The organism is Merdimmobilis hominis (assembly GCF_016901855.1).
Classification (GTDB): domain Bacteria; phylum Bacillota; class Clostridia; order Oscillospirales; family Ruminococcaceae; genus Paludihabitans.
The window spans coordinates 14,737-30,493 of the sequence record NZ_JACJKY010000019.1 but is presented as its reverse complement, the minus strand read 5'-3'; the positions used below and the strand labels follow the sequence as shown (position 1 = coordinate 30,493).

15 protein-coding genes are annotated in these 15,757 nt (G+C 50.1%); 10 read left to right on the top strand and 5 right to left on the bottom strand.

Annotated elements, in window-relative coordinates:
* The first annotated feature begins 9 nt into the window (after nt 1-9).
* From H6A12_RS10455 to H6A12_RS10415, 9 genes are all read left to right on the top strand, one after another.
* A complete protein-coding gene (locus H6A12_RS10455; protein WP_204447651.1) occupies nt 10-1,995 on the top strand; it encodes a glycoside hydrolase family 13 protein in 1,986 nt (661 codons plus the stop codon).
* Nucleotides 1,996-1,998: 3 nt separating this feature from the next.
* Entirely contained in the window at nt 1,999-3,093 is a 1,095-nt protein-coding gene (locus H6A12_RS10450) for a bifunctional chorismate mutase/prephenate dehydratase (protein WP_204447648.1), read from the top strand.
* A 95-nt stretch (nt 3,094-3,188) separates the two neighbouring features.
* Nucleotides 3,189-4,211, top strand: coding sequence for a 3-dehydroquinate synthase (aroB, locus tag H6A12_RS10445; protein ID WP_204447646.1), 1,023 nt, complete (start codon nt 3,189-3,191; stop codon nt 4,209-4,211).
* A complete protein-coding gene (gene aroC, locus H6A12_RS10440) occupies nt 4,208-5,347 on the top strand; it encodes a chorismate synthase (protein ID WP_204447644.1) in 1,140 nt (379 codons plus the stop codon). The genes aroB and aroC overlap by 4 nt, the downstream gene beginning before the upstream one ends.
* Complete coding sequence (locus tag H6A12_RS10435) at nt 5,329-6,594, top strand: shikimate kinase (RefSeq protein WP_204447641.1); 1,266 nt, start codon at nt 5,329-5,331, stop codon at nt 6,592-6,594. Before aroC ends, H6A12_RS10435 begins: the two co-directional genes overlap by 19 nt.
* Nucleotides 6,560-7,003, top strand: coding sequence for a type II 3-dehydroquinate dehydratase (gene aroQ, locus H6A12_RS10430; RefSeq protein WP_204447639.1), 444 nt, complete (start codon nt 6,560-6,562; stop codon nt 7,001-7,003). Before H6A12_RS10435 ends, aroQ begins: the two co-directional genes overlap by 35 nt.
* Nucleotides 7,004-7,009: 6 nt before the next feature.
* Nucleotides 7,010-8,026, top strand: coding sequence for a 3-deoxy-7-phosphoheptulonate synthase (gene aroF / locus H6A12_RS10425; RefSeq protein ID WP_204447636.1), 1,017 nt, complete (start codon nt 7,010-7,012; stop codon nt 8,024-8,026).
* 1 nt (nt 8,027) lies between these two features.
* Complete coding sequence (gene aroA, locus H6A12_RS10420; RefSeq protein ID WP_204447634.1) at nt 8,028-9,275, top strand: 3-phosphoshikimate 1-carboxyvinyltransferase; 1,248 nt, start codon at nt 8,028-8,030, stop codon at nt 9,273-9,275.
* Nucleotides 9,276-9,427: 152 nt separating this feature from the next.
* On the top strand, nt 9,428-10,012 hold the full coding sequence (locus H6A12_RS10415; protein ID WP_204447632.1) for a hypothetical protein: 585 nt from the start codon (nt 9,428-9,430) through the stop codon (nt 10,010-10,012).
* A gap of 37 nt (nt 10,013-10,049) precedes the next feature.
* Here H6A12_RS10415 and H6A12_RS10410 read toward each other — a convergent pair whose 3' ends face one another.
* From H6A12_RS10410 to H6A12_RS10395, 4 genes are all read right to left on the bottom strand, one after another.
* The gene (locus H6A12_RS10410; RefSeq protein WP_207753221.1) at nt 10,050-10,616 is read right to left on the bottom strand and encodes a tRNA (mnm(5)s(2)U34)-methyltransferase; all 567 of its coding nucleotides are present in this window, start codon (nt 10,614-10,616) and stop codon (nt 10,050-10,052) included.
* 53 nt (nt 10,617-10,669) lie between these two features.
* On the bottom strand, nt 10,670-11,740 hold the full coding sequence (locus H6A12_RS10405) for a lipid II:glycine glycyltransferase FemX (protein WP_204447629.1): 1,071 nt from the start codon (nt 11,738-11,740) through the stop codon (nt 10,670-10,672).
* A 36-nt stretch (nt 11,741-11,776) separates the two neighbouring features.
* Nucleotides 11,777-12,310: a histidine phosphatase family protein gene (locus H6A12_RS10400; RefSeq protein ID WP_204447626.1), complete on the bottom strand. Its 534-nt coding sequence runs from the start codon at nt 12,308-12,310 to the stop codon at nt 11,777-11,779.
* 84 nt (nt 12,311-12,394) lie between these two features.
* Nucleotides 12,395-13,414 carry a glycoside hydrolase family 18 protein gene (locus H6A12_RS10395; protein WP_204447623.1) on the bottom strand — a complete coding sequence of 340 codons (1,020 nt, stop codon included), beginning with the start codon at nt 13,412-13,414 and terminating at the stop codon, nt 12,395-12,397.
* A gap of 160 nt (nt 13,415-13,574) precedes the next feature.
* Between H6A12_RS10395 and H6A12_RS10390 the strand changes: the two genes are divergently transcribed.
* Nucleotides 13,575-14,600 (top strand): aldo/keto reductase, encoded by a 1,026-nt coding sequence (locus H6A12_RS10390; RefSeq protein WP_204447621.1) that lies wholly within the window; start codon nt 13,575-13,577, stop codon nt 14,598-14,600.
* Nucleotides 14,601-14,680: 80 nt separating this feature from the next.
* Here H6A12_RS10390 and H6A12_RS10385 read toward each other — a convergent pair whose 3' ends face one another.
* Nucleotides 14,681-15,742 carry an ArsR/SmtB family transcription factor gene (locus tag H6A12_RS10385; protein ID WP_204447618.1) on the bottom strand — a complete coding sequence of 354 codons (1,062 nt, stop codon included), beginning with the start codon at nt 15,740-15,742 and terminating at the stop codon, nt 14,681-14,683.
* Between the last annotated feature and the right edge of the window lie 15 nt (nt 15,743-15,757).

The window sequence follows — 15,757 nt, the reverse complement described above, 5'->3', positions numbered from 1 at the left end:
TTTTTCTTTATGAAAATCGAGCACAATTCTGCCCGCTGCTGCTATCGTACGCCGCTTGGTGCTGTGCGCACCGGTGATCTGGTGACGCTGCGCCTGCTTGCAGAAGATCCGCAGATTCGCTCTGTTCGGGTGAAAACGTTTTTTTATGAAGACAGCACAGAATATGATATGACCCGCATGGACCGTTTTTTTGTCTGTGATTTGATTTTGCCGCAGTCGCCGGGCGTGCTGTGGTACTTCTTTGTGATTTCCTATGCGGACAAAACGATCTATTACGGACCGCCGATGGGCAGAACGCAGGGAGAAGGCGTCATCTACGACCAGCCGCCGGCAAGTTTCCAGCTGACGGTTTATGATGCATCGTTTCAAACGCCGGAATGGTTCCGCGGAACGATTATGTATCAGATTTTCCCTGATCGGTTTAAACGCGGGGATAAGAAAAATCTCGAACGCGGTGCCGCTTACCATAAGAGCATGGGCAGAAAAGTGGTTGTGCATGAAAACTGGGAAGAACCGGTGCTGTATCAGCCGCTTGAGGGTGAAAAATATTATGCGCCGTGTGATTTTTACGGCGGCGATCTGCGCGGAATCATTGATTCGATTCCGTATTTCCAGTCGCTTGGCGTTGGCGTGCTGTATTTAAATCCGATTGTGGAAGCCGCATCCAACCACCGGTATGATACCGGAAACTATAAAAATGTCGATCCGATTCTCGGAACACCCGAGGATTTTAAAGAGCTGTGCGAAAAAGCGGAGCAGGCTGGCATCCGTGTCATGATTGACGGTGTGTACTCGCATACCGGCTCGGACAGCTTATATTTTAATAAACTTGGAAACTATCTTTCGGTCGGCGCGTATCAAAGCGAGCGCTCGCCGTATTATTCGTGGTATACGTTTTTGGGCTCCCGCGATTCCTATCAGTGTTGGTGGGGATTTGATACGCTGCCTGAAGTCAATGAGCTAAACCCTGTTTGGCAAAAGGATATTATCACCGGTTCGTTCAGCGTGTTTTCCTATTGGAAACAGCTTGGCGCGATGGGTATTCGGCTCGATGTGGCGGATGAGCTGCCCGACAGTGTCATCGAACTGATGCGTTCTTCGTTAAAAGAGGGCAATCCCGACCGCGTGCTCTTGGGCGAAGTCTGGGAAGATGCAACAACGAAGCAGAGTTACGGCGCAAAACGGCAGTATGCGCTCGGCAAGGGATTGGATACAGTCATGAACTATCCGTTTAAAAATGCGGTGCTCGGATTTTTGAACGGTTACGGAACCGCATATGATCTGCAAAACTTCCTGCTTTCTCAGCAGCTGAATTATCCGCAGCCGATGTATTATGCATTGATGAATCTTGTTTCGAGCCACGATGAACCGCGTGCGCGCACCGTGCTCGCTACCGGAATGAATGGCGAAGGACTTTCGTGTGAAGATCAGGCAGAATTTGTGCCGACAGCTGACCAAGAGGCGCGCGGTGACAAATTGATGCGTTTGGCCGGTGTGTTTCAGATGACCGTGCCGGGAACACCGTCGATCTATTACGGCGACGAGTGCGGCATGCATGGATGGAAAGATCCGTTTAACCGCCAGCCGTTTGCTGTGAAAGATCCGGAATTGGTTGAATTTTTCCGTTCGATTACCGCAATCCGTAAAACGTATTCGTCGCTGTCCCGCGGAAAGGCCGTGTTCTTAGCGCCAAGCGATGGTGTGATCGGTATTGTGCGGTATATCAATGCGTATGGCGATGCGTTTAAAAAAGCCGGCGAAGACGAAATGATCCTAACCCTGATTAACCGCAGCAATGAACCGGTCAGTGCAGAGGTGCAGCTGCGTTCCTGTGTGGAAGGTATTGCAAGCGACGATCTTGTGTGGTTTGAGTCGGTTCAGTTCCCGCAGGTAGAGGTGCTGTGCGGAAAGAATACATCCGTGTGCATTTTGCCGGATCGTTCGATCCAGGCGGAGATGCCGCCGTGCAGTTTTTGTATGATTCGGTTGGTGTGACAGATGGAAAATAAGAAAACAGAACAGGAAAATAAACTGGCAGATGCACGAAAGACGATCAATGAAGTCGATGCAGCACTCGCAAAACTGTTTGTACAGCGGATGGACGCTGTGGCAGATGTGATTGCATATAAAATGGAACATGGTCTTCCGGTGTTTGATCCTGTCAGAGAAAAAGAAGTGCTTGTACGATGCGGCGATGCGATTGACTCGGATGCATACCGGCCCTACTTCGTTTCGTTCATGGAAAACGTGATGGAACAGTCAAAGCGGTATCAGCGTTCGGTATTGTTTGACGGCACAGTCGGCTATCAGGGAACCGAGGGGGCTTATGCACAGATTGCGCTTTCAAAGCTGTTTCCGAGCCATCGTGCGCAGGCGTTTGAAACATGGCAGGATGTGTTTGAAGCAGTGATGCGCGATGAAATCGGCTGCGGTGTCATCCCGTTTGAAAATTCGTATACCGGTGAGGTCGAGGAAGTGCTCGATCTTTTGTATCGGTATCCGGTGTCGATCCGCGAGATTTATGACTTGAAAATCGAGCATTGCTTGGTGGCACCGCAGGGCGCGTCGATTGGGACAATTCAGGAGGTCGTTTCTCATCCGCAGGCGCTTAAGCAGTGCGGCGGCTATATCAAATCGCATGGATTCCATGCAACCGCATATGTGAATACTGCATTGGCTGCAGAACATGTTGCCAAAGAGGCCGATCTCCATAAGGCGGCGATTGCGTCCAAAGAAACGGCAGAGCGGTTCGGTCTTTCGGTGCTTGCAGAAAAGATCAGTGAAAGCGCACAGAATACGACGCGGTTTATTGTGATCGCAAAACAGCCGGCGAACGCAGGCAATCATTTTTCACTGTTGTTTACGCTGCGTCATGATGCCGGTCAGCTTGCCGCTGTCATGCAGATAATCGCACAGCATGGATTTAATATGGAGTGTGTGCGTTCAAAAGCGGTGCACGATGTGCCGTGGCAGTATTATTTTTATGTGGAACTCGAGGGCGATGCATCGAGCGAACAGGCAAAACAGCTGTTTTGTGAAATGCAGGTGCGCTGTACAACGTTCCGTGTATTGGGTGTTTATTATAAATCATAAACGATCATATAAAAGCCGGTCTGCCGTTTTTTTAAAATGGCACACCGGATTTTCTCGATTTTTTGAGAATAGTTTCTTTTTGGGAGGAATGGTAAATGGAACAAATCGCATTGACGCTTGCAGCAAAGCAAACAGTTCATCCGATTTATGTGGGTGCACAGGCGCATGCTTCTTTGCATGAATGGGCTGATCTTTCGTGCAAGACGCTCATTTTGACAGACGACGGCGTGCCGCGTGCGCATGTGGAAGCGATTGCATCACAGTGCAGCAATCCGGTTATCATGACCGTCTTGCAGGGAGAAGGTGCAAAAAGCTTTTCGGTATTTTCTGATGTGTGTGAAATGCTGCTTTCTCATAAATTCGGACGAAAAGACCTGCTCATTTCGGTGGGCGGCGGTGTCATCGGTGACTTAGGCGGCTTTTGTGCGGCGTCGTATATGCGAGGCATTCGATTTATCAACATTCCGACCACCAGTTTGTCACAGATTGATTCAAGCATCGGCGGAAAAACGGCAATCAACGTGCACGGCGTCAAAAACATCGTCGGCGCATTTTATCAGCCGGAGCTTGTGATCGTCGATCCTGATTTTCTGCACACACTGCCGCGCCGTCATTTGAATAACGGATTGGTGGAGGCGGTGAAAGCCGGCTTGATTGCAGACAGTGCGCTGTTTGATTTGTTTGAGCAGGAGAATCCCTATGACCATCTGACCGAGATTATTAAGCGGAGCTTGCATGTAAAACAGCATGTCGTTGAGAACGATCCGGAGGAGAAGGGACTCCGTAAAATCCTCAATTTTGGTCATACGATCGGACACGGTGTCGAGAGTGTGTATGGACTTTCGGGTCTTTTGCACGGAGAAGCGGTTGCAGTCGGTATGATGCCGATGCTCGGAAGTGACAGCCTGCGCGAGCGGGTAGCGCGCGTATTCGAGAAAATCGAGATTGATCCGTACAAGCCATACGATGTTCCTCAGGTACTTGAAGCCGCAACCCGCGATAAAAAAGCACAGGGTGATACTGTGTCGATCATCGTGGTGAACGAACCGGGTGAAGCGATCATCGAATCGATTTCGTTTGACCGGCTTGCGCAGATCATGCGGGAGGGTCACCAATGAAAAGCAGTACAGGACAATGCTTGGAACTTACGCTGTTTGGTGAGTCGCATTCTGCGTCGATCGGCGCCATTTTAAACGGCATGCCGGCAGGTGTTCCGGTGGATGAAGCGGAAATTGACCGTCAGATGGACAAGCGGCGCGCCAAAGGAAATATTTCGACAAAACGCCACGAGGCTGACCGCGTGATCATTGAAAGCGGCATTTTCAATGGATATACAACCGGTACACCGATCGGTCTGCGCATTGAAAATACCGTTCAGCGCAGCAAAGACTATGAGGAGGCGAAATTTCTGCCGCGTCCGTCGCATGCCGATTATACAGCGTTTTTACGATACGGCGGCTATCAGGATTACCGCGGCGGCGGCCATTTTTCGGGACGGCTCACCGCGCCGATTGTGGCGGCGGGTGCGATTTGTATGCAGGCGCTTGCACGCCGCGGCATTTTGATCGGCAGTCATATTCGTACATTACATACACTCAGTGACCGGCCGTTTTCAACAGACGAAGCACTTCTTCGTGGAGAAATCGCGCAGATGAACGACGCAGATATCGCGGTGCTCGACGAAGCGGTTCGCGTACAGATGATCGAACGCATGGAAGCCGCGGCAAAAGCGGGCGACAGTGTCGGCGGAACCGTGGAAACCGCGATTGTCGGGCTTCCCGGCGGCATTGGCGAGCCGTTTTTCGGCTCGGTGGAAAGCCGGCTGTCTGCATTCCTGTTCAGCATTCCGGCAGTCAAAGGCGTAATCTTCGGCGCCGGCGACCAGATGTGCGCCATGTACGGCAGTGAGGCAAACGATCCGTTTTATATGAAGGACGGCAAAGTTTCCACAAAAACAAATCACAACGGTGGAATCAACGGCGGTATTACAAACGGAATGCCTGTCCGATTTACAACGATGATCAAACCGACGCCGTCGATTTTTTTGCCGCAGGAAACAGTCGATCTGCAAACGGGTGAAGATGCCGCTTTGCAGATTCACGGACGGCATGATCCGGCGATTATCCACCGTGCGCGTGTCGTATTGGACAGTGCGGCGGCGATTGTGATGCTTGATCTGCTGATCGAGCGATTTGGCCCGGAATGGGTCGCAGAACCGAAAAAGGAGGCATTTCCATGGCAGAATACGGACTGATCGGAAAAACGCTTTCACACAGCTTTTCAAAACCGATTCATGAACAGCTCGGCGGCTATTCGTATGAACTTCTGCCGATGGAGCCAAAGGAGCTTGACCGCTTTTTAACGGAAAAGAAATTTCGTGCGGTAAACGTGACAATTCCCTATAAAGAAACAGTCATTCCCTATTGCGACGAACTGGATGCGCACGCGGCGGCAATCGGCGCGGTCAATACGATCGTCAACGAAAACGGCCGGCTGATTGGACACAATACCGATTTTGCCGGAATGATGGCGCTTGTCCGTGCGGTAGGTGCACAGGTGCAGGGTGCGCATGTGCTCATTTTGGGAAGCGGCGGAACATGCAAAACGGCTTCGGCTGTTATGCGGTCACTTGGTGCCGCTTCGATCACAGTGGCAAGCCGGTCAAATAAGCCGGGCACCGTTTCGTATGAGCAAGCGCAGTCGCTTTCGCAGATTCAGATCATTGTGAATGCCTCGCCGGCAGGCATGTTTCCGAATAATGCAGAAGAAAATTTTCCGCTTTCCCACTTTAAACAGTTGCAAACAGTGATCGATGTGGTGTATAATCCTATCAAGACAAATCTTGTGCTCGATGCACAGTCGCGCGGAATCCCTGCAATCGGCGGATTGTTGATGCTGGTTGCGCAGGCAAAATATGCGGCGGATTATTTTCTGTCAAAAACGCTTCCCGAAGAACAAATTGACGCGGTGTATGAGTCGCTCATCAAAGAAAAGAAAAATCTTGTGCTGTGCGGCATGCCGATGAGCGGAAAAACAACCATTGGCAAACGGCTCGCGAACATGATGAACCGCCGATTTGTTGATTTGGATGATGAGATTGTCAAACGGGAGAACAAATCGATTCCCGAAATTTTTGACGAAGCTGGGGAAGCGGGATTCCGCAAAATTGAAGCAGAAGTGGTGCGTGAATGGGCAAAGGAAAACGGCTGTTTGATTTCATGCGGCGGCGGAACCGTGCTCTCACAGGCGAATGTGCGCGCACTTTTGCAAAACGGTGAGATTTGTCTGATTGACCGGCCGCTTTCTTTGCTCTCGGTGGGCGAAGGGCGTCCGCTTGCAAAAAGTATGGCGGAGGTGTCCGCGCTGTATGACGCGCGAATGCCGGTTTACCGGGCGTGCTGTACGTTTTCGGTAACAAATGACGCAGACTTGTCCGCAGTCTGCAAGAAAATCGAGGAGAAATTTTATGAAACTGCTTGTACTAAACGGGCCGAATCTTAATATGCTTGGGATTCGGGAACCGCAAATTTACGGTGCGCAGACATATCGTGATCTGGAAGCCTTTATCCAGGGTATATGTGATGCGGAAGGGATCGACGTGCAGATTGCACAGACAAACCATGAAGGTGAACTTGTTGATCTCATTCAGAGTGCCTACCAGAATGCGGACGGCATTGTGATTAACCCCGCTGCGTATACCCACACCAGTGTTGCGATTCTCGATGCAGTCAAGGCAGTGGCGCTTCCCGCCGTGGAGGTTCACTTGTCCGACGTATCAAAACGGGAATCGTTCCGCCAGATTTCGTATGTCAGAGAAGCGTGCTGTGCGACATTTGCAGGTTACGGTTTCGATGGCTACCGTCTGGCGATCCTGCATTTAAAAAAAATGATCGAACAAGACGGAGAGTGACTTTTTATGATTATTACCTTAAAGAAAAATGCATCCAAAGAAGAAGCCCAGAAAATTATCAATCAGATTGAGCAAAAAGGCCTTCATGTCACAGTGATTGAAGGTGCAAACTATAACGTTTACGGCGTTGTCGGCGATACCACTGTTTTGGACGAAAAAGTGATTGCGGCAAATCCGGCGGTTGACAATGTCCAGCGTGTCGCAGCGCCGTATAAAAAGGCAAACCGGATGTTCCATCCGGCGGACAGTGTGATCGACGTTTCGGGTGTGAAAGTCGGCGGCAATGAAGATATCGTTGTCATCGGCGGTCCGTGCTCGGTAGAAACACGCGAATCCTTGTTCCAAATTGCAGAGGGTGTTGCAGCAGCAGGCGCCAAAATGTTCCGCGGCGGCGCATACAAACCGCGTACTTCGCCGTATGCGTTCCAGGGACAGGGAACACTCGGCGTTCAGTGGCTGACTGAGGTGCGTGAAGCATATCATATGCCGATCGTTTCCGAACTCATGAGCATTGACAAATTGCAGGAGTTTGACGAAAATGTCGATCTCATTCAGGTCGGTGCGCGCAATATGCAGAACTTTGACCTGCTCAAAGCACTCGGCACGATCAGAAAACCGGTGCTGTTAAAACGCGGTCTTTCCAATACGATCGAAGAGTGGATCATGGCGGCAGAGTACATCATGGCAGGCGGCAACGAGAATGTCATTCTCTGTGAGCGTGGTATCCGTACATTTGAAAAATATACCCGCAATACGCTTGACTTGAGCGTCATTCCGATTATCAAACAGAAAACACACCTGCCGATTATCATTGACCCGTCCCACGCGACCGGCGACTGGCGTCTTGTGGAGTCGATGTCACTTGCAGCGATTGCCGCAGGTGCAGACGGCTTGATTATCGAGGTTCACAACAATCCGGAGTGTGCATGGAGCGATGGTGCACAGTCTTTAAAACCGGATAAATTCAAGACACTCATTGAAAAAGGCCGTGCGATTGCAAAAGTTGTCGGCCGAGGCATGTGAGATGCAGAAGACCATTTCTCCGAAAGCGGTATCGGGGTCGATTTTGATTCCGCCGTCGAAAAGTGTTGCGCATCGTGCACTCATCTGCGCCGCATTGGCACATGGGCAAAGCCGTCTTTCACATATCGGCGATTCCGATGATATGAAGGCGACGATCGGTGCGCTTTCTTCCATGGGAGCTTCATTTGAACGTGATGGAGATACGCTGATCGTAACAGGTACAGGCGGCGTACCAAAGCTGGAACAATGTACTGCTGACTGCATCGAATCCGGTTCGACGCTTCGATTTTTGATTCCGGTATTTTCGCTCTGCGGCGGAGCGGTCACGCTGACCGGCCGCGGACGATTACTTGAACGTCCGCAGACCGTGTATGAAACATTGTTTGCATCACAAGGACATTCCTTTTTCGTGGATAAATCGGGCGTGCATCTCTATGGTGCGGTGAAAAGCGGAGAGATTACAGTTGACGGAAGCGTGAGCTCCCAGTTTATCACGGGACTTTTGTTTACACTCCCGCTTTGTGACGGTGATTCGATCATCCGGATTACGCCGCCGTTTGAATCGGCTTCCTATGTGCAGATTACGTGCGACGTACTCTCACGATTCGGGATTGTGGTTGAGCAGGTGAATGATAATACGTTTCGGATTCCCGGGAATCAGCGGTATAACCCGTGTGACATGGCAGTCGAGGGTGATTATTCACAGATGGCGTTTTTCGGTGTACTTGGTGCGCTGTGCGGTGAAGTGAAAAGCACGGGACTTTCGCAGGACAGCCTGCAGGGAGACCGTGTGATCTGCGAATTATTAGAGCAATTCGGTGCGCAGGTTGACCGATCGGAAGATTCTGTGTGTGTGCGGCGTGCACCGCTTACCGGCCAGGTGGTGGATCTTGCGGATTGTCCCGATTTGGGGCCGATTTTGATGGTATTGGCTTCCTTTGCGAATGGAGTGACGCATTTTCTTCATGCAGGGCGGCTTCGATTAAAAGAATCTGACCGGATTGCCGCAATGGAAGCTGAGCTTTCAAAGCTTGGTGTCGATATGTCGTCAGATGCGGACAGTGTGACGATTACTTCCCGCCGCCCGATGACCGCGCCGTGCATTGTGGAGGCGCATAACGATCACCGAGTCGCAATGAGTCTTGCGATATTTGCGCGTGTGGCGGAATATCCGGTCACGATTAACGGCGCAGAGTGTGTGAATAAATCCTATCCAAATTTCTTTGAGGATCTTTCTTTTTTAAAATAAGTTTTCGAAAGCATCGATGCAGAATTGCATCGATGCTTTTTTGTAAAAAAGTTTTTATATAGATTGACAAATTGTTATCAATCGTATACAATAAAATTAGAACAACTGGAATCATTTTTATAAGGCGTTCGATTGAAAAAGGAGGCGGTCATATGAAGAAAGCAATCAGTCTGTTTCTTGTGTGTGTGGTACTGCTCTTATCCATGTCTGGCTGCAGCGTCAAGGCGCAAAAAGACAGTCTTGCGGCGCGTGCGGGATTGACCTCTTCCTCCCAGATTGAAACTGTTACGTTGTATGCCGGCCGCCATCCGGATGAATGGAGCGTAGACGAACCGTTCGGTCCGAAAATTGATCCGATCGATCTGACCGGAACCGCGGAAGGAAACAAGTACATTGAAGCGCTGTTTTCCGATGCGGCTGTGGAAACAGAAGGGCCAGAAGCGGTTCTCGGAAGAGGATATCCACTGAACGGATTTATTCTATATTCATTTAAAGAAGATGATACGCTCGATTATACACAGATGACCGTGAGTGTGTATCGGGATGAAACGCCGTATACAGTTGATGTTTCGCTGGAATATACAGATGATAAGCTCTGGGAAATCATGCAGGAAGATGATCTTTCGCGCGACGGTTATCCGCGCGGCCCGGGACTTTCTTCTTATCTTCTTCCGGATACCCGTGAGGTCTGGAGCAGAGAATATATTGATGCGATCTTCGCCGAACAAGCGAAATAAACAAACGAAGCGACAGCAAAACGCTGTCGCTTCGTTTTTATACACCTTTTAGAATAAATACAGGAATTGCGGGATTGTTTTTCCGGTTTACAAAATTGCCGACGAGCACCGTGGCGATTTTCGGGTCGATCGACGAAAGATAGGAGAGCAGAGCATCGCGTTCGGAAGTGCCGTTTTCTTTTCCATAGTAAATGCTAAGGCTCATCACACCGTCGGGTGCAAGGAGTTTAAGTCCCTGTTCGATGGCGCGGATACTCGTTTGGGCGCGAGTGAATATGTTGTGGTCACCGCCCGGCAGCCATCCGAAATTAAATACAATCGCGCGAACCGTCTCCAGTTCGGCATCCTCCGTCATGCGGTCGTGACTTTTTTGAAACACCTGCCCGATGTGCGAGAGATGTTCTTTCTCTAACAGTGCGGCTGTTTCGTGCACAGCGTCTTTTTGAATATCATAGGCGAGCACACGGCCGCTGTCTCCGACTAACCGGCATAAAAATACCGTATCCCGTCCGCGTCCGGCAGTCGCATCGATGCAAAGATCACCCGGCTTAACATGTGATGATAAAAATGAATGTGCAAGTGTTAACGCGTTGAATGAGGGCAAGGGGATTCCTCCTTTTTGAGAAAAACCGCCGCAGCAGTCTGCGGCGGTTTTGATTATTGCTGTTTTTTCTTTGTGCGTGTGGCAGATTTGATCGTGCGGCGGATCGAACGAACGGTACGCTCGCCGTGTTCTGCCAAGAAGTAGATAAACCGGTTTGTGACAAGATCCATTTCACCGGTGAACTCGGTGAGCTCGCCGCCGAATCCGCGTTTGACCGCATACAGTCCGTATAGCGGGTGATCCTCGGGAACTTCGCCCGGCACACCCATTAGATCGTAGATTTCGCATCCGCGTTCGAGTCCCCAGCGAATCTGTTCCATACGCATGAGAAAAGTGGCTTTCTTTTCGCGGTGGTGATCGCTTGTGCCGCTATAGACCGACCAGACTTTGTTGCCGTAGCACACGACCAGGCTGCAGCAGCAGACCTCGCCTTCGTATTCCATCACATACAAGCGGGCATATTCGGGTGCGAATGCGTCGTAAAGCCGATAGAAATATTCGATCGGACGGTGCGCAAATCCCTGACGGCGGGAGGTTTCCTCCACCATTTCATATAACAGCGGAATGTCCTCACGCGTGCCGACACGGCTTGTGATGCCGAATTTGACAGCGCGGCGCACGTTTTTACGGGTCTGTTTTTCAAATCCGGCCATGATGTCATCTTCCGTGCGGTCTTTGATGTTTAACCGGAAGACAAAATGCGGCTGTGCGGCCGAAAAGCCGGACATCGACGTATCAATGCGGAAGCCTTGTTTTTTCATGAGATCGGAAAACTTCGTGTCCTGAATCGGAACGTCCGGGTCCATTTTGAGCTCGTAGCAGCGCATTTCTTTGCAGAGCGCTTTTGCCTGTGAGATCAAATCGGCGATCGTTTTCTCGTCGTGAACGTCGCAGACCGGGCCGCGCGGTGCATACATCAGCGAGTAGCCGAATACCGGTGTTTTGCGGATCAGTACATGGAGCGTTCCGGCAATCGAGCCATCTTCACGCTGACTGACTAAAATACGGCTTGTCCACTCTTTTTTGACGGTTCCCCAGCGAGGTGACTGCATGAAATGTCCTTTTTTATTGGCAATGACAAATGCGTCGATTTCTTCGTTTGAAAATGTACGGGATGTTCCCATCCACGCTCTCCTCCTTTGCACCGGATGCCGGTGAATTTATTTTACGGAATAACGCAGCAAGCCGCAGTTTTCGAGTGAAAACTGCGTATACGCCTCATTCGTGAGGTCGTGAAAATAGGTGTGAATCACACGGCAGACACCGTTATGGCAGACAAGCAAAACCGTTTTGTTGTGATGCTCTGCTTTACATTCGTCGAGCAGGCCGTAGACGCGGTGTGCAAGCATCATCATCGATTCGCCGCCCGGATACCGGCAGGCAAACTGTCGTTTGTTCGCTAAAAATGCTTCCGAAAACCGGTCTTCGCCCTCGAATATGCCATAGTCCTGTTCGATCAGCCGTTCATCCACCAAAAGTTCGCCGCCGCAGACAGACTGAATAATCTGTGCGGTTTCCTTTGCGCGTGAAAGCGGTGAACAGATGATGGTGTCAATCTGTGTGCCGCAGAGTTTCTGTGCAAGTGCATGTGCTTGTTCGATGCCGCGCGGTGTGAGCGGTGCATCCGTTCTGCCGCAGATTTTGTTTTGCACATTCCACGTGGTTTCCCCGTGGCGGGTGACGAGCAGGTGCATAAAACGCCTCCGTGTTGAGTCAAAAAAATAGATGCAGGATTTCCTGCATCTATTAGTATACCACATTTTTCTTTTGGTGCAACCTTATAAGAACAAACCGTTGTAAATTGCATCAAACAGCGTGCCGGTTGCGTCTGAGGTGTGCTCCCAGTACATCATACCGCCCAAGCTGTTTTCTTTGACGTATTTTGCTTTGTAGGAAAGCGACATCGGGTCGTCATACGAGATGAACGAATAGCCGTCGAACAAAAACGGCGCTTTTGCGGTTTCATCGAAATATTTGACAAACTGCGGGCTCTTTTCGTAGATCAGTGCGATTTCCGTATAGCGCGGACCGAAATCGCCGATTGTTTCGGCTTCCTGGTGAAGACCGTGGTTTTCGCACGATTTGACACCGTCCCAGCGTCTGGAATAAAATGCCGCGCCGATGACGATTTTTTCTGCCGGAACGCCTGCGTCAAGCAGCAGTGTGACACCTTCATGTGTGCTGAATTTGATCGGTGCGTCTTTTGGCTCAAACAGGTTTGTGTGGTGACCGGTCGGCTGGTTCCAACCGCGCAGATCGTATGTCATCAGGTTGACAAAATCCAAAAGCGGATGAATTTTGTCCATCTCGATGTCGTCGAGGTACCACTGACCTGCTGCAGCAGCCGTTGTGAGGAAGCATTTTCTGCCGCGTTTTTGTGCATATTCGTCGAGTACTTTGCGGTATGCGGTCATCAGTGCGGTAAACTGATATTTTTCCTCTTTGTTGCCATAGTAACCCGGAAATTCCCAGTCGCAGTCAATACCGTCAAAGTCATAGCGCTCGACGACTTCCATGGTCGAATCGACAAACGCGTTTAACGATGCTTCGTCAGCGGTTGCTTCGCCGTGGCCGATCTGGTTGCCGCCGCCGGTCGAGAGCAGAATGTTCAAATTCGGATTGTATGCGCGCAGTTTCGGCAGAAACCGGAAGTATTTTTCAATGGCTTCCACATTGATTTTCTTGTCTTTGACAATGCCGAATGCAACATTCAAATGGGTGAGCCGTTTTGCCTGGCTTTCGGTGATATGCGGCAGACCGGAAGCAACGACATATCCGGCAAAAATCGGGGAGTTCATAAAAACATCCGCCTTTCTGTATAGATTCTTCTGCCGCTATTTTGCCACAGGAAATATCGTTTGTCAACGCGGCGAACAATATTTTTGTATAGAATCTTGTACGGAGAATTTGTGTGTGATATGATAAAAGAAAAGAGCCTATAAAAAAGGGGGATGTTTGATGCAGCAAGTCACATTAGGAAGAACCGGTATTACGGTCAACAAAAACGGATTCGGTGCACTGCCGATTCAGCGGGTGAGCACAGAATATGCCGGGATGCTTTTAAAAAAAGCGTATGCAAACGGAATCCGTTATTTTGACACCGCACGTTCGTATACGGACAGTGAGGAAAAAATCGGACTTGCACTATCGGATGTGCGCAAGGAGATTATTATCGCAACCAAAACGCCGTCCACCACAGTGGAGGGCTTTTGGAATGATCTCGAGACCAGCCTGCGGCTGTTGAAAACGGATTACATTGACGTATATCAGTTCCACAATCCGTCGTTTTGTCCGAAACCGGGTGATGGAACAGGTCTTTATGAAGCGATGCTTGAGGCAAAGAAGCAGGGGAAAATCCGGTTTATCGGCATTACAAATCACCGGCTGCATGTCGCAGAAGAGGCGGTGCGCTCGGGACTGTATGACACACTGCAATTTCCGTTTTGCTATCTGGCGACCGAGAAAGATTTAGCGCTTGTGAATCTGTGCAAGCAACAAAACGTCGGATTCATTTCGATGAAAGCGCTGTCGGGTGGTCTTATTACAAACAGTGCGGCGGCTTATGCATGGCAGGCAAAATTTGACCATGTACTGCCGATCTGGGGCGTACAGCGCGAATGCGAGCTCGACGAATTTTTGTCGTATCAGGATAACCCGCCGGTGATGACAGAGGAATTTGAGCAGCTGATGGAAAAAGACCGCACCGAGCTGATCGGCGATTTCTGCCGTGCATGCGGCTATTGTATGCCGTGCCCGAAAGGAATTGAGATCAGTCAGTGTGCACGGATGGCACAGCTGATTCGCCGCAGTCCGTCCGCCGGTTTTCTGACAGAAGAAAGTCAGGCGATGATGATGAAAATTGAAGAGTGCATCGGCTGCGGTGCATGTAAGAAGAAATGTCCGTACGGACTGGATACACCGACATTATTAAAGAAAAACCTCGCAGATTATAAAGAGATTCTGGCGGGAACAAAAACAATATAATAATAGAAAGAAAATAAACCGGGAATCACACGAAAAGGTGATTCCCGGTTTGCTGTTTTTTGCTTTTTTGCCGCGGATTGTTACTCACACAGACAACCGCGCAGCTCATCTAAAAAGGCGGCGATGCTTGACTGTCGGTACTGATAAAAAATACGCGTCCCGATTTTTTCCACCGATACAAAGTCAGCACCAATGAGCAAATTCATATGATGTGAAACGGTGGCGGGTGAGAGGTTAAGCATTGCGCACAAATCCTGACCGCATAACGGCCCTTTCGCGAGCGCTAACAGAATTTGAAAGCGGTTTTTGTCGTCGATGGCTTTGAGCGGGTCTGCAAACGCATCGAAATCTGCGGAATACGCCGCTTTTAAGTCAATGATCACGTCGACATAGATGCCGAGAAAAAAGTCGTTCGTAAAATTTGAGAAAAAGGACAGACTATGAAATTCGCCGATCATCGGACGCACGACAAGCTCGTCAAAATCAGCGGTAAAATGGTAGTGCACCGAGAGCATTTCGGCAGGACGGTCGCCAAGCTTTTCTTTCATGCGGGAAAATGCGTTTTGAATCGCGGAATCAATAAAACTGCGGTGACGTTCATAGACGTTTGCCGCCGTTTCAAGTACCGGGCGAATTTCCTCGGCGTAATCAAAAAAGTGCTGATACAGCAAAAACGTTCGCCAGCGCAGCCGGTCGGAATAGGGGGAAGCGGATGACTCAAGCGCGGCGAACAACGCTTCTTTTGTAGGAAACGGTTCTGTGTCTTCGCTCGGCAGACAGGCGGAAGAAAGGTGGAGGCGCGTTTCTTCGCGGTCTGTGCACTGGTCCGGGAAGCTGAAATAGTAAGAAATCGCGGTGGCAGGCGACTGCCGGCAGCTTTGCTTGTCATCAAGGTGGAAAAAGAAGTCCATGCGGTCGTCATCAAGAAACGAAATGGACGCCATGACATCGCGTTCGAGCGCACGAAGCGGTTCTGTATAGGACGCGAACGCAGACTCGGGCAGATGATGCTTTTTGGCAAACTCTCCAAAATACGTGTCGACGGACTCTTCGCCGCCGTCAAACTGTGCGTTGTAGACACGGGTGATGAGTGCTGCCGCGTCAAGCAGCGGCAAAAAGTTAGGTTCAAATCGAATGTTCATAAATTTATTCCTTTC